The following is a 13048-nucleotide window of genomic DNA, read 5'->3' as shown; positions in this document are numbered from 1 at the left end:
CGGCGTCGTGGCGCGTAGCTCGATTGCAAGCACTCTTGCCAGATTCACTGTGCTGTAGATGATCGCATCATCAGCCCAAGCTCTCGACCCGCCACCCGTTGCCGATGAGAATTTTTTGGTCTTCCGTGTTGAGGCGCTCACTGTTGATCGCGAGGCATAGAAAACGCGTGGGTCGGGAAAACCCGACGTAGGCATAACGCATCTGGGCGGGGAGGGTCTTGAGCGGCTTGCCCTTGACCGTCTTGCGCCCGGTCTGACGCGCGATGGCTTCGACAACATCGAATCGCTTTGAGTAGCGTCCGATTGACTCAAGATATAGCGTTGCGAGCTGCGTCTCGCCCTTGGTGTTGCCCACGGTATCGACGGTGACATTGACAAAGCGCCCGTTCGCTTCGACGGCACCGGTCCGCAGCTGGCTCTTTGAGACTGGTGCCTCATCATCACCCGTTGGATCGGCAAACACAGGGAGAACCGCGAAGGCCTCGAGCGTGATTCCCGACATCAGAGGAGCGAGCGCCTGGTAGAGCCGTCGAATGGTCTCGATACGCGTGATGTCGGTGGACCCCGAGTCTTTGTCCATTACCACATCCCGCATGGCACGTCGCAGGGAACGGAGGTCGAGGTCCTGTTCCCTCAGGGCGCGGAAAAGACGCCAGGGCTCGCGGACGTCGTCTGCTATGGGTGCTTTGGCTTCGCGCAGCGCAAGAAGCACAATGCGCCGCATGCGTTCGGAGCGGTCACCAAGTTCGACCTGCAGACGCCCCATGCCTGCGTCTTCGGCCAGAAGGCGCCAGGCGTTTGTCCCCTTGGGCGCCGCCGTCTTCGGGTTTATGGCGAGCGGCGGCCAGAAGTCCCCGACGTGACGTCCGGGCATCTCTTTCGACTCGCCGCTCCGGCGCGCGCATATGGCACGGATGTGCCCCCCGTTTGCGATGGTCTCGTCGTCAAAGGCATCAAGGACCAGCTCACCGAAACGGGGAATGACACGCTCCAGGGTTTGCTCTGTGTAGACCAGCAATGTCGGAGGCGCGGCCACATCCGGCCCCTTTCCTACCACCGGCGAGCCTTTCTCTCGGACGCTCGAGACAATGGCGGCGATGGTCGGGCCAAAGCGCCGGCTCGTGCTCATGGGCAGCTGGGGGTCTTCCGGAAACGGAGCCCCGTCTTCATCCTCATCTTCGTCGTCGCTGAAGAAGATGCGCTGGTTGATATCACCAAAGCGCTGGACAACGGCACCCCTGTCAAACGCCTTGGTCAGCAAAGCGGTCTGACTGGGTGAGGTGTCTTGCATCTCGTCAATCATCACCAACGGAAAGCGTCTCGCAAGAAGCGATGCGAGCCTTGGCGTGACAGCGAGGGCGCGCTCGGCGAACGCAAACATGTCGATGTGGCGAAAGATGCCTTCGATTGCGAGGTCTCTCTTGACCTTGCGAAGATGCTTCCCTGATGCACTGCCGGATGAGGGAAAGTTCTTTCCGGAGACAATCTCAAGGTCGGCCCCGGAAAAGCGCATCTGCCCGATGAGTTCGTTGTTGCCGGATTGATAATCCGCCCAAGCCCTTGTCGTCCCGTTCGCGCGGGCGCAGCTCCGTGCCCGCTTGGCAAACACCTCATCATCGATGACATCGACAGTGCCGCCGTCGCTGCGCAGCCGGGGCAGGGCGAGGAAGTGGTTCACAAAGCCATGGATGGTGCCAATGAAGTGCGGGTAGGCGAGCAGGCGGCCCCCTTCGGACGTGCCCTCAAGGCGATGACGAATTTCGTTCGCTGCCGTGTTGGTGTGGCTGATGACACAGATGCCCTGTCGGTCTGAAGCCCACTTGCGGCTGAGCAGGTAAAGCTTGGCTGCGAGAATCGTCGTCTTGCCGCTGCCGGGCGCGGCCTGGACGTCGACCTTGCCGTTGGCCAGAAGCACCGCCCGGCACTCGGGATCGGTGAAGTCGAGTTTTGGAAACGCAACGGTGAGGCATTCGAGGTCATCTTCTGCAATCAGCGGAATGGTCATGCAGCGCTCCCAGGCATGAGGTGGCCGATGGCGCGCTGCAGATAAGGCGGGAGGGACTTGAGCAAAGCATCGCCCTCTCCGTATCGGCCGCTCTCAAGAAGTGCTGCAGCGTACTGGGCTGCGACCGCTTTCGAGCCCTGTTTCTTGTACAGAGGTTTGTAGATTTCGCTCGCCAGTGCTGCCGGTGCGAGGCCTTGTGACTTGAGCTTCTCCCAGGCTGTCTTGCGGGCCGCTTTGACCGCGTCGACGTTTTCGGCCGGAAGAAATCCTTCGTGTTTCTTGGCGGCCACCGCAAGGCCAATGGCCATGTGCATCAGTTCGCTGCAACCCGAATACGCGAGGTCATACTCCAGCGTCCAGTGTTCGGACACACACACGATGGTTTTGCCGCCAGCGGCACGGTTTTCCTTGGTCTCGCGACGGGCTTTGAGATCGTCTTGCGTGTAGTCGGAAAAAAAACGCTTCTTCGGTTTTTTCTTCTTTTTCCCGCTCTCGTCCACGCGCCCGGCGTCGCTGTCGTTCGCCTCGCCGTCTTCGTCGTCTTCTTCGGGCGCTTCGTTGCCGCCAACGCCCGCATTCCCGGTGCCTTTTACCGGAACATAGCCCTTGGCTTCGTTTGGCACGACATCGAAGTCGGTGATGCAGGCAACCGGAACTGGGACTTCGATATCGTCCTTTCGCTGGAGGATGCGGGCGTAGTGGTACAGCCCCACGTCGCCTACGTTGACGACGGACACGCCATGCTTGGCGAGGTCAAAGCCACATGCCTTGGCAAGGGCGGGCAGCAGCAACGCTTCGCCGGGCCCCTCCACGACGGCCACACCACGCGCAAAGAAGAGGTTGGCGCGGGTTGATTCGAGAAAGCGGCGAAGATAAGCGTAGTCGGATGGCTCGAGCCTCGTGCTTGCCTCGTCCAGCTGGAACGTTCGGCCCTTGACCACCAGGGTCATGGCCTGGACCGGCGCGCCAGCTACAAGTGAGGGACTGTGGGTGGTCATCACCACCTGCAAGGCGCTGTTCGCATCACTCGCTGTGTCCGACAGGAGCGCCATCACGCGGTCCTGGAGCTGGGGATGGAGGTGCGCCTCTGGCTCTTCGATAAGAAGAAGGGCGAGCTCTTCGCTGCCTTTGAGCAACACCAGTTCGGTCGCCATGAACAGCACGTTGTTGTAGCCGAGTCCACGCGGACAACGCGCGTCAGCGTCGACGCCGTCGGCGGGCTCGAGTGTCAGCTCGAACCGCTCAAGGATAGGATTGAGGGCAAGTTCGGTGGCAAGCCGGATGCGGGCGGCGAGGGTGTCGCCGGCAAACGCGAACTTGTCGAGATAGTGCGTGTTGATGCTTTCCTCGACAGCCCTGATGACCTCGTGCTTGCCCATGTGGTGCTGGGCGTGGGCCATGAGTCCCACCAGGGTCGTCGGCAATTCTCCGGTTTTTTCCCTGTCAAAGTCATTGTGCTTCTGGTCCTGCGTGTCGGGGTGCGCCGCGAGGATTTGGGACAGGCGTGAAGCGCGCCCCGGCCGCAACTCGTTTTCCGCATCACGCAATGGACGAAGGTAGGTGGTCCGCACCATCTCCCGGGCAGCCGCACCGAGCTCCGGGCCGGTACCGTCTGCGCCGCAGCGCACCTCGGTTTCGATGCGCGCGCGACGCTTTGGCGGATTGCCGGCTATCCATCTGGCGTGTAGGGTCAGGTACAGCGTGCTCGTGCCGTCCTCCTCATAGGTCAGCCATTCGAGGAGGGCTGACTCCTGGCCCTCATCCAGCCCCTTGAGGGTTGCCGAAATCGCCAGTTCGGTGGCGCGCGAGACACCGGAAACATGGAAGTCCTGTTCTTGCAGTCGGGTCGCTTCGAAGCTCGTGGTCCAGAGCACATGGCGGATGGCGTCAACAATGGCGCTCTTCCCAGCGTCGTTTTCGCCCACCAGGATGTTGAGTGTGGGTCTGAGTGTCCAGTCGAGTTTCGGCGCAGTCTTGCCGTCACCGAAGATGCGAAAATTGACGGCTTTGATTGAGTGCAGGTGCACAGCTTGCCCCTTTAGTGTGCGGATGCGCCGAGGATAGCGTGGCTGTTGGAGCGTGCGTCAACTGTGTCCCAACCTCTGCCTGATCTTCTAGAGATCCTCCAAAAGACGCGCAGCAGGATTATGCGCGGCGCTACCGGTTTGGAAGTAGCCCACGACACTCGACACCGCCCTGTGCTCGGTCATCTGCATGATTGCCGGCAGCGGCACGCCCTGGCGGCTGGCTTCGGTCACGAACCCTGACCGCAGGCTGTGGCCACCGAAGTCGCCTTCCAACCCTGCCAACCGAGCGCGACGCTGGACGATTTCTGCGACCGCGGCCGGGGAGAGGGCAGGGCCGACGCGTGTCTTCCACAGCCGTCGAAAAATTGCCCCATCAGTAATCCTTCCCGCCTCCACCCACTCCTCGAGCGCCAACGCGGCGCGGTCGAGGACTGGCTTGTCTGGCGTTGAGGAGGCGGTAACGCCAGCCTGCTGCGTCTTGCTGTGCTCCAGGCGATAGATGTAGCCCTTGTCTCCGATACGGCGCAGGTCGCGCATATCGGCGGCAGCGACCTCGCTGCGCCGGCGGCCGCCGCTGGAGAAAGCAAAGCAGAGCAGGGCGCGGTCCCGGATACCTTCAAGGGTGTCGTCGCAGGTCGCCAGCATGGCCTCCAGCTCGTGCAAAGTGATCGCGGTCTTCTTGCGGGGACGCTCGCCGCGCTTGACCGCGGCCCGGCCGGCGCGGGAGAGAACAGTGCGCACGGCAGGCTGTTCGCACGGATTGGGAAGGTGTTTGAGGCGGTGCGCCGTCGAAAGGACAGCAACGCGGTGGCGTACGGTGGACAGAGTCCAGGCGCCGGGCTTGGCCTTCAGTCCGGAGGCGACCAGGACCTGGTCCACAACCGGCGGCAGCTCCCAGGTCAGTTCGCCCTCGGCTGATCGCCGAACCACATGATCGACCACGAACTGCAGAACCGTGGCTTCAGGAACCGGCAGCACCATTTCAATGCCGTAGCGCGCTGCATGCCAGCCGGCCCAGTAGCGCAGGGCACTGGTGTAGCTGCGAGTAGTGTTCTCGGCCGCCGCTTCGGCCAGCAGCTCGCGCACTACGGCCGCCGCTTGTTGGGCCAGCTGTTCGGGCAGAACGAGGCTGAATGCGGTTTGCGCGGAGATCGGAAGTGTGGAATTATCACTCATAGTATGTAATGTATACTATGACTTGTACACTATACCCACGATAACTATCAATTATCGCCGGTACGTTAACTGCAGGGCGGGGCGCCAATCCGGGAGAAACGTCAGTGGCCAGAGGCATCACAGAAGAAGACGTTCACAACGCTGCCGACACGCTCGTGGCGCTTGGCGAGCGCCCGACCGTCGAACGCATCCGTGCTCATCTTGGCACTGGCTCGCCGAACACTGTCGTGCGTTGGCTTGAGACTTGGTGGCTGGGCTTAGGCAAGCGTCTCGCGACCGATCGCCAGATCCGCATTACCACCGCCAACGTGCCGGAGGCCGTCGCCGCTCTTGCAGGGCAGTGGTGGACGCTAGCACTGGACTACGCGCGGGGTCATGCCGATGAGGCCGTGGCCAGTGAGCGCGCCGCGTTGCTGGATGCCCGGGATGTTCTGGAGCGTGATCGCCAATGTATGCAGGGCGAGCTTGCAGGGCTACGCGGTGAGGTCGAAACCGCCCGTCAGGCAGAACGGCTCGCTGCTGTCCGCACGTCCGAGCTCGAACGCCTCGTCGAGCAACTCCAGCGTCAGATCGATGAGCTAGCCCAGCAGCGTGATGCGTCGACAGTACGGATGGTCGATGCAGAGGATGCACGTGGGAACCTGCAGATCCAGCTCCAGCAACTGCAGGATGCGTGGCGTACCGAGCGCGATGCCTTGACCCAACACGTGCGCGCCATAGAAGACCGGGCGCATGCGGAAGTGGATCGGGCACGCCAGGAGACCAAGGAGGCTCAACAGCAACTGACGAGCCTCCGAAAAGAAGCTGCAATTGCCGAACGCTTGCTTGACGAGGGGCTTGAGCGTGCGCAGGCCACTGTCTCTCAACTCCGCCAGGAACTCACCGTCCAGCAAGCACGTGCCGACGCACTGGAGGCACAGCTGGCCAAATTGAACGATCTCCCAGCGGCACTCGAAGCGGCTTGGCACCAACATGTTGGACACAGTCAGCCCAAGCCTCCTAAACCCGCACGCTCTAGGCGTAGTCGCGGCAAAGTGGCTGCGACCTGACTTTAAGCAAGCGGCTCTGCGTAGCGATACTGGCGCGAAGGGCACCCAGGCGTTAACTTTGGATCGTGTCCATGGTGAAAGAAAAAAACCTTTGAAATCAAACAGGGGCACGATCCAAGCAAAAAGGACACGAACTAAAGAAACCGACAACTTTGATCCTGAACAGGGATGGCTGCGCAACACGGACAAAAGTACCAGCTTTTCGCATAATGTATAGCATGGGTTTCGGTAAGTCCTTGAATTGCTGATGCTTTCGCGCTGTCCGGCAGGGCCGCCCCGATGAACAGCATTAGGCCCATCACTGTGGCCGCCAGCTTTTGCGCAATTCTTTTCCAGGCTGCTTTTTCGGCCTCGGAATTGCTGCGTTCGGCCATCACTAATGCCGACCACGTTTCCGGGCTATCGCCTATTTCCATTGCCATCTTTTCGATGTACTGGATTTCGGCATTTTTCCCTTGTTTCCAGCTGGAAATTGTCGCCCTGGTTACGCCGAGAGCGATTCCGCCTGCATTGTCACTCTGGATCTTCTTCACGTGTTTCCAGCGGCAGAAGAGGTCGTAGCTCTGGCTCATGTAAGTACCCTGTTGACACAGTGTCAGCACCCAGCATACATTTCCTCCCAGATGTCAGCACACTCCTGACATCGCCCGCCGACCGGTCCCCCTGTCCGGCGGCGGGTTCTCAGGGAGCAGGGGAAGGGGCTACGTCATGAACATCGAACAGCACGTCGCGATCCAACCGCGGATCGTGGAATTGCAGCGCGCCGCATTGGAGTTCGCCGAGTTGGGCGAGTCGAAGGTTTCGCGCCTGATCCTGGCGGCATGTTTCGCCGCGCAGAAGTTGAAGCCGGTCAAGGTGGTGGCGGTCGATCCCGCTGCCGATGCTTCGAAGCCGGCGAAGGGGAATGGCGCTTAACGCGCCCTTTTTTCGTGATGCGTAACGAAACCATTTACGTCCTGATCCAGGCCGCCATGGTCGGCTTCGCCGCCAGCCTTGGTGTCCTCGCCATCTATCTCATTTTCCGAGGCTTGTTCGCGCTCCTCCGCTGGGAAGAGCGCCGCTTCGCTCAGCAGCTGGAAGCCGATTTCCGCGCCTTCGTCATGGTCGAAGAGGCCAAGCGCCAGTTTCGCCGCGACGCCGAATTGGAACGCGCTGTGTGCGCCCTTGAAGTGCAGTGGGGCGTGCGTCGTGTCTGACGGGTCCGCGGTGCCGGCAGGACTCCCCTCGTCTAACAGGGGAGTCAGTGAATTCAGGAATGCCGACGGAACCCTCACGGTCGGCATCGACTGGTTTTCCGCCTCTGTGGATCTGTTCGCGGTCCTCCGCGATATCGGGTTCTTGGAGCGCGATGCGGCCGATGAGGTCCGCGCCTGGATCGATGCCAGCGCAGAGAACGCCCGCATTGCCGCGTTGCAGGTCTTCTGCTGGTTCTTCGCAGGTCTGGGCCTGGAACTGGATCAGGAGGCGAGGGGAGGGCAGTTCTATCTGTGGCGCGTGCGTGTTCTGGATGCTGATGGCAAGCATGTTGGCTTGGTCGAGCTTGGCGGCGAAAACTGCCGGCGTTCTGATGGCACGTACACGTCCCGTATCGAGTTGACCGGTGTCGGTTGCAAGACACTGAGCGCAGCGCGCTGCGGCCATGCGAAGCGGTGGCTGGAGCTTCGAGCGAAGCTCGAAAGCTGCGCTGGACGGCTAACCCGTGTGGACGTGGCTGCGGATGATCTGCTCGGCAACTACCCGCTCAAGCTCGCGCAACAGTGGTACGCCGATGGTGAGTTCGACCGCCGCGGTCAGCACCCAAAAGCGCAGCTGGTGGACGACTACGACAGCGGTGACGGCAAGACCCTGTATGTGGGCGGCAAGAAGTCGGAGCAACAGCTACGCGTGTACGAGAAGGGCAGGGAGCAGGGCGACCCCGCAAGCGAGTGGGTGCGCTACGAGGCCCAATTCCGTGCATCCAACCGCAAGGAACTTCCGCTCGATCTGCTGCGTGATCCCGCTGCCTATCTTCTCGGTGCGTACCCGGTGCTGCGGTTCCTCCACTGCGTTGCGTCTCAGATCGACATCACGAAAGCGGCAGTCGAAGCGACGTGGAAAAGCGCCCGTCGCCACCTTAAGCGCCAGTACGGCGCAACGCTCAATTTCATTGCGCGGCAATGCAAGACGCCCGAGGCGCTGCACGCCGTGATTCATACCTGCACGTCGAACAAGCTGCCGGCGTGGGCAACGGGTGATGCAGCGCAACTATGGCCCGAAATCGCGGGTATCAATCGGAGTTAGAGCAATGAGCGCAATCAAGGTAACGGTGTTGGATGGTGCGGTGATCGAGCGCGGCGGCACGTTCGAGGACGACAGCGGCAAAGAGCGTAGCTACACCACCCGCAAGCAGAAAGCCAAGCTTGAGGTCGGTGGTTTCGCCTACCCGTTCGATGTCCGCCTCGAGGACGGTCAGAAGCCCTACGCGGCTGGCGATTACGATCTGGACATCGGTTCCATGGCTCAAGTCAACAAGGGCGTGTTGTCGCTCAGCAAGTTCACCGCGCTGACCCCGAAGGGGCCGCCGTCTCTGGCTAACAAGGCGCCGTAAGGAGTTCCCGTGGACGGTGAAACCGTGCTTCTCCTGCACTGCAAGGTATCGGATTTCGATGCCTCAACAGGGCAGTGCGCTCACCCGTTCTACGGTCCTGCGTCCAGTTCCAGTTTCCCCCCGCCGTTGGACGCGGGCGAGGGTCTTGCGGTGTCGGCAATCATCGTCGGCGCCTGGGCCATCGGTTTCATGATTCGGCAGGGTCGTCGTATCTCACTCGCTTAACCCACCCAACCAACAGAGAGACCATCACCATGAAAAGCAAGTCCCGCATCACCAAGTTCGCCCCGGCCAAGATCGTCACCGGCGTTGTTGCCGGCGCTGCCGCGATCATGTCCGGTTCCGCGTTTGCTGCCAGCACCACCGTTGCCGACGCTCTCACTGCCGGCATCGACAAGTCCGATTTGCTGGCCGGTGGCGCCGTCATTCTGGGCGCCTGTGCCGTCGTCGCGATGATCGGCCTGGGCCGTCGTCTGGCGAAGTGACCGTTCACCACACGCGTTAGGGCAGGGCGGGGGTATCCCGCCCTTGCTTTTTGTAACGCATAACGAAATGGGGGATATATGGCCTACGCCGGTTACTTCGTCATGATCGCGATCCTGGGGGCGGTATGGCTCGCACTCGACAGCTGATTGCACTGTTGTTATTTTTTTTTGCCGCTCCCGTTATGGCACAGTCCTGCGACTCCACAACCGGTGGTTGCGATCAGGGTTCGGCGTACAGTGCTGCGTCGTCTTGGATTAAGTCCCAGCAGGCAGCTGATCCGACATACAAGGTCGATCAGCTCATTTCAGGCCCTATCTGTGGCACATCCGATTCCTATTGCTCCTACGGCGCATCTGTGTGTGCAAGCGTTGGTTGTCGCGGCGCTACTCGCAATAAGGGTTTCTATTATTCAAAGCAGAATACATGCAAGTCCCGCAAATCAGAAGTATCTACTTTTAGCCCCAAGTCTGGCTCCACTTCTTGCTCTGCCGGCTGCGTCGAATATTGGTATAAAAATGTCGATGGCACTAGTACTGGCATTTATTCTGGCGGCGGCACATGCAACACCACGGATTTTCCATCTCAGTGTACTGATAAGCAATTTTGGAACCCAATACTTAATGTTTGCGAGCCTAAGAAAGAGGAATGCCCGCAGGGTCAGACAATTAATTCCCTTGGCAAATGCGCTCCTGAACCTTGTCCCGAAGGCATGACGCAACAGCAGGACTCCACCTGCAAGCCCAAGGATGATGAGTGTCCTGCTGGTCAGGTAAAAGGTCCGGACGGCAGTTGCGTCAAGAAGCCTGACGTTTGCGGCACTGGTCAAGCTCAAGGCAAAGACGGCACCTGCAAACCTGACAAGGACGGCGACGGCAATCCCGACGACGAAGACTCCGACGACGATGGTGACGACGACAAGAAGTCATTTTCTGGCGGTGACAGCTGCGCCGCGCCACCGTCTTGCAGCGGCGATCCCGTCATGTGCGGTCAGGCCAGAATCCAGTGGAGGATTGATTGCAATACGAGGCGAAATGTCAACATCGCTGGTGGTGCTTGCGGCTCCGCTCCGGTCTGCACTGGCGACAAATGCGATGCCATGGAGTATTCCCAGCTGTTGATGCAGTGGCGCACCGCCTGCGCCACAGAGAACTTGCTCACCAAGGGCAACACCAATCCCGAGTCCGGCCAACCTGAGTGGACGAAGGTCGGTGGCATGAGCCAGGACCCTGGCGCTGGTTCCAATGCAAGCGATACCAAGGTGCTTACCGTCAACAAGATTTCGACCGACGACCTCGATAAATCCGGGTTCGGCGGTGGCGCCTGCATCGGTTTCGGCACCGCCAATTCTGGCGCCGTTTCTCAGGCGATTAGCTCCACTTTCGGCTCACCGCCTGCGATCTGGTGCGACTACATGGCGAAGCTCAAAGCTGGCTTGATCCTCGTTGCGTCGTGCGTCGCAGCGTTCATCCTTTCCCGCGGCGCAGGAGCCTGACATGCCCATGATTATCGGCGCGCTTGTCGCCATGCTGATGCAGGCGCTGCGTCAGTACCTCCCTGGCATCGTTGGTCGCATCTTGCTCGCCTTCGGCATCGGCTTCGTTGCCAACGAGATTGCGATGCCTGCGCTTAAGTCCTACATCGCCGCTCAGTTGCCAGGCCTCGGCTCTGTCGGCGTTGCCTATTGGGACGCCAGCGGTGTCGGCCCCGCCGTCACCATCATCCTTTCCGCATACGCCGCTGCCATTACGCAGCGCGCCGTTCTGTCCAAGCTCAAGGGGAGCAATTGACATGGGCATGTACCTCGTCACCGGCCAGCCCGGCCACGGCAAGACCGCTTACGCGATCGACAAGGCGTTCCAGTTCCAGAAGCAGGGCCGCTCGATCTATGCGCATGGCATCAAGGATTTCGACTATCAGCGGGCAGGGTGGACGTTCCTTGAAGACTCTACGAAGTGGGAGGAACTCCCCGACGGCTCGGTGATCATCCTCGACGAGTGCTACACCGTTTTCCCGAACCGCAATCCAGGCTCCAAGGTGCCGCCGCACGTCGAAGCCATGGCACGTCATCGGCACCGCGGGTTCGACTTCATCCTGATCGCGCAGCAGGGCTTGCAACTCGATCCGTTCTTGCGCGGCCTGTACGAAGAGCACGTGCACGTGCGCCAGACCTCCATCATGAAGTCGAAGACCAAGCTCAAGCGCTGGACCGCGTACCAAGGCAACGTCGGCGGCCCCTGCGGCGATGTCGTCGATTGGGTGCGTCCGAAATACGTGTTCGAGTACTACACCAGCACCACGCTGATCACCACCAAGCGCACGCTTCCCATGTGGATGCGCTGGGTGCTTGTCGGCGTGATCTTCGTGTTCCTTTGCCTGCTCTATCTCAAGCACCGTTACACCGAGAAGATAGAGAATTTCGAGGTTCAACGCACTTCTGCAACGGCAGGCGCCGCGGCACTGCCTGGAGCGCCAGCGCAGGGCGGGGGCGTGGCGCCCACCCGCCCAGCCACGCCCTTTGAGTACGCCGAGGCCCACAGACCCCGTTTCGGCACGATGCCGTGGACCGCGCCGATCTACGACGCCAACGCGCCCACGGTGCAGCCCCAGCTGTTCTGCATGTCCAGCCTGCCGTCCCGCAACGACACGCGCGCCCCGAGCTGCACGTGCGTGACGGAGCAGGGGACCAAGTACGATCTTTCGCAGCCCGAGTGCCGCACCGTCGCCCTCAACGGTGCGCCCTACAACCCCTACAAGCCGCCATCCACGCCGCCCACACCCTACGTCCCCCAGGACCAGCCTCACGATGCCGCCCAGGCGCACGCACAGGCGGTCCCTGGTGTTCTCATCGACAAGGCCGAGCGCGCGATGGGGACGTTCCCCGAGTCCAAGCAGGTGCCTCTTCATGGCGATGGTGCCTAATTCTGTTACTCGTAACGAAATTAACTGAGTTCAGAATTTCCCTGTTGACATTCGTTACGCGTAACGATATTATTTACCCATCGACACACAGCAGGGCACTCCGATGCGCGACGACAAGGATCCAGGCACCCAGGAAATCCAAGGTCTCGGCCGCCGTGGCCGTCCGCCTGCCGATGGCATCGCCGCCAAGTCCGGCGCCGACCGTGCACGCGAGTTCCGCCAGCGCCGCAAGGAACTGCGCTCCAAGCTCGAGCGCAAGCGTGGTGGCTGGCGCGATGCATCCGATGCAATCTTGGTCGAGATGATCCAGCGGGCCATGTCCGTGCCGTCCGAGAAGTCCCGCGCCAAGCTGATTGCGATCTACGCCGCTGAGCTTGCCGAGCGCTATCCGCGCGACCCAATCCGTTCCGCGTAACGAAATAGCGACAGCCCCCACCCGAATGGGGGCGCAGTCGCAAGGGGGCGGGGTGTAGGGGCAGCGCCCCTACGGAGTCTAGGGCAGTGCATCAGTTGCAAGAGCTTCCCGGTAGGTTTTCCCAACCGTTGGGGATGCGTCTAAACATTGTGCCGTTGATGCACCTAAGCTCGCCGCGCGTCCTGGCTACTTGTTCCGCCTGACGTTGTTTCTCGATTCGGTCTGCCGCCTCACGCCGCCAGCGTATTTCTTCAATCTGCTCAAATTTCCTTGCCGCGCTCCCTTCCTGCATCGCTGCATTCCCGGCCGCTCGTTGAGCTTCCGTCGCTTTTGTTCGCTCAGCTTGGTTCCGTTGCCATGCCGCTGCGGTCTCAATGTATATCA

Annotated in this window: 14 protein-coding genes; 10 read left to right on the top strand and 4 right to left on the bottom strand. The window is 60.9% G+C overall.

All coding sequences use genetic code 11. The annotated features are described in order from the left end of the window. Positions 1–70 precede the first annotated feature (70 nt). From ISN38_RS00450 to ISN38_RS00440, 3 genes are all read right to left on the bottom strand, one after another. On the bottom strand, positions 71–2005 hold the full coding sequence (locus tag ISN38_RS00450; RefSeq protein WP_058361713.1) for a UvrD-helicase domain-containing protein: 1935 nt from the start codon (positions 2003–2005) through the stop codon (positions 71–73). After that, the gene (locus tag ISN38_RS00445; protein ID WP_047324923.1) at positions 2002–4032 is read right to left on the bottom strand and encodes an ATP-dependent nuclease; all 2031 of its coding nucleotides are present in this window, start codon (positions 4030–4032) and stop codon (positions 2002–2004) included. The genes ISN38_RS00450 and ISN38_RS00445 overlap by 4 nt, the downstream gene beginning before the upstream one ends. An 87-nt stretch (positions 4033–4119) precedes the next feature. After that, entirely contained in the window at positions 4120–5208 is a 1089-nt protein-coding gene (locus ISN38_RS00440) for a site-specific integrase (RefSeq protein WP_047324924.1), read from the bottom strand. Between the two features lie 104 nt (positions 5209–5312). Between ISN38_RS00440 and ISN38_RS00435 the strand changes: the two genes are divergently transcribed. Then, positions 5313–6257, top strand: coding sequence for a DNA-binding protein (locus ISN38_RS00435; RefSeq protein ID WP_080964775.1), 945 nt, complete (start codon positions 5313–5315; stop codon positions 6255–6257). 134 nt (positions 6258–6391) lie between these two features. Here the strand turns inward: ISN38_RS00435 and ISN38_RS00430 are convergent, their stop codons facing one another. Continuing rightward, positions 6392–6829, bottom strand: coding sequence for a DUF3693 domain-containing protein (locus tag ISN38_RS00430; protein WP_206712002.1), 438 nt, complete (start codon positions 6827–6829; stop codon positions 6392–6394). A 136-nt stretch (positions 6830–6965) separates the two neighbouring features. On the opposite strand from ISN38_RS00430, the gene ISN38_RS00425 reads away from it, so the two are divergent. The 9 genes from ISN38_RS00425 to ISN38_RS00385 all read left to right on the top strand — a co-directional run bounded on the left by ISN38_RS00425 (position 6966) and on the right by ISN38_RS00385 (position 12664). After that, positions 6966–7172 carry a hypothetical protein gene (locus ISN38_RS00425; RefSeq protein ID WP_206712001.1) on the top strand — a complete coding sequence of 69 codons (207 nt, stop codon included), beginning with the start codon at positions 6966–6968 and terminating at the stop codon, positions 7170–7172. A gap of 17 nt (positions 7173–7189) precedes the next feature. After that, positions 7190–7453 (top strand): hypothetical protein, encoded by a 264-nt coding sequence (locus ISN38_RS00420; RefSeq protein ID WP_206712000.1) that lies wholly within the window; start codon positions 7190–7192, stop codon positions 7451–7453. Beyond that, positions 7446–8537: a replication initiation factor domain-containing protein gene (locus ISN38_RS00415; RefSeq protein WP_206711999.1), complete on the top strand. Its 1092-nt coding sequence runs from the start codon at positions 7446–7448 to the stop codon at positions 8535–8537. The genes ISN38_RS00420 and ISN38_RS00415 overlap by 8 nt, the downstream gene beginning before the upstream one ends. 4 nt (positions 8538–8541) lie before the next feature. Beyond that, positions 8542–8844 carry a single-stranded DNA-binding protein gene (locus ISN38_RS00410; RefSeq protein ID WP_206711998.1) on the top strand — a complete coding sequence of 101 codons (303 nt, stop codon included), beginning with the start codon at positions 8542–8544 and terminating at the stop codon, positions 8842–8844. Positions 8845–9098: 254 nt separating this feature from the next. Then, positions 9099–9329, top strand: a complete 231-nt coding sequence (locus ISN38_RS00405; RefSeq protein WP_206711997.1) for a hypothetical protein — start codon at positions 9099–9101, stop codon at positions 9327–9329. A 710-nt stretch (positions 9330–10039) separates the two neighbouring features. Beyond that, a complete protein-coding gene (locus ISN38_RS00400) occupies positions 10040–10822 on the top strand; it encodes a hypothetical protein (protein ID WP_206711996.1) in 783 nt (260 codons plus the stop codon). A 1-nt stretch (position 10823) separates the two neighbouring features. After that, a complete protein-coding gene (locus tag ISN38_RS00395) occupies positions 10824–11117 on the top strand; it encodes a DUF2523 family protein (protein ID WP_206711995.1) in 294 nt (97 codons plus the stop codon). Position 11118: 1 nt separating this feature from the next. Next, positions 11119–12249, top strand: coding sequence for a zonular occludens toxin domain-containing protein (locus tag ISN38_RS00390; protein ID WP_206711994.1), 1131 nt, complete (start codon positions 11119–11121; stop codon positions 12247–12249). A gap of 103 nt (positions 12250–12352) precedes the next feature. Next, positions 12353–12664, top strand: a complete 312-nt coding sequence (locus ISN38_RS00385; protein WP_206711993.1) for a hypothetical protein — start codon at positions 12353–12355, stop codon at positions 12662–12664. The last annotated feature ends 384 nt before the right edge of the window (positions 12665–13048 follow it).

This window comes from Xanthomonas translucens pv. undulosa (assembly GCF_017301775.1).
In the GTDB taxonomy this organism is placed as follows: domain Bacteria; phylum Pseudomonadota; class Gammaproteobacteria; order Xanthomonadales; family Xanthomonadaceae; genus Xanthomonas_A; species Xanthomonas_A translucens.
This window is presented reverse-complemented; position numbering and strand designations above follow the sequence as displayed.

What these genes read in the sequence shown, in the direction of transcription:
- ISN38_RS00440 (WP_047324924.1), bottom strand. Translation starts at nt 5,208, where the DNA reads ATGAGTGATAATTCCACACTTCCGATCTCCGCGCAAACCGCATTCAGC.
- ISN38_RS00400 (WP_206711996.1), top strand. Translation starts at nt 10,040, where the DNA reads ATGACGCAACAGCAGGACTCCACCTGCAAGCCCAAGGATGATGAGTGT.
- ISN38_RS00450 (WP_058361713.1), bottom strand. Translation starts at nt 2,005, where the DNA reads ATGACCATTCCGCTGATTGCAGAAGATGACCTCGAATGCCTCACCGTT.
- ISN38_RS00425 (WP_206712001.1), top strand. Translation starts at nt 6,966, where the DNA reads ATGAACATCGAACAGCACGTCGCGATCCAACCGCGGATCGTGGAATTG.
- ISN38_RS00385 (WP_206711993.1), top strand. Translation starts at nt 12,353, where the DNA reads ATGCGCGACGACAAGGATCCAGGCACCCAGGAAATCCAAGGTCTCGGC.
- ISN38_RS00405 (WP_206711997.1), top strand. Translation starts at nt 9,099, where the DNA reads ATGAAAAGCAAGTCCCGCATCACCAAGTTCGCCCCGGCCAAGATCGTC.
- ISN38_RS00410 (WP_206711998.1), top strand. Translation starts at nt 8,542, where the DNA reads ATGAGCGCAATCAAGGTAACGGTGTTGGATGGTGCGGTGATCGAGCGC.
- ISN38_RS00420 (WP_206712000.1), top strand. Translation starts at nt 7,190, where the DNA reads ATGCGTAACGAAACCATTTACGTCCTGATCCAGGCCGCCATGGTCGGC.
- ISN38_RS00390 (WP_206711994.1), top strand. Translation starts at nt 11,119, where the DNA reads ATGGGCATGTACCTCGTCACCGGCCAGCCCGGCCACGGCAAGACCGCT.
- ISN38_RS00395 (WP_206711995.1), top strand. Translation starts at nt 10,824, where the DNA reads ATGCCCATGATTATCGGCGCGCTTGTCGCCATGCTGATGCAGGCGCTG.
- ISN38_RS00430 (WP_206712002.1), bottom strand. Translation starts at nt 6,829, where the DNA reads ATGAGCCAGAGCTACGACCTCTTCTGCCGCTGGAAACACGTGAAGAAG.